Origin of the sequence: Psychrobacter sp. AOP31-B2-9 (assembly GCF_052378005.1) — a bacterium.
Taxonomy (GTDB): Bacteria; Pseudomonadota; Gammaproteobacteria; order Pseudomonadales; family Moraxellaceae; genus Psychrobacter.
The window spans coordinates 1-282 of the sequence record NZ_JBQSXG010000377.1; the positions used below are offsets into that span (position 1 = coordinate 1).

1 protein-coding gene is annotated in these 282 nt (G+C 41.8%); it reads right to left on the reverse strand.

Going from position 1 to position 282, the window contains the following annotated elements:
• Window positions 1-9: 9 nt before the first annotated feature.
• The coding region (locus ACT3SX_RS15710) for a transposase (protein WP_444761890.1) at window positions 10-282 on the reverse strand (273 nt) is incomplete at its 5' end.

The window sequence follows — 282 nt, forward strand, 5'->3', positions numbered from 1 at the left end:
AGTGGTCAACTAATTTAGGACACCTGATAAGAGGTTTTTGTTAAAGTAGCGTTTCTCTTTTTCTAGCGGTGTTAAATAGTCATTAAAACGGTGTGGTCTCACTGACTGATAATAGCCCCAAATATAATCAATAATGGCAGTCCGAGCTTCAGCAATATTCTCATAACCGCCCTTTGGCATCCATTCTGTTTTAAAGCTCCTGAAGAACCTTTCAGTTGGCGCGTTGTCCCAACAGTTACCTTTTCGGCTCATGCTCTGCTTCATGCCATTACAACTTGCCAC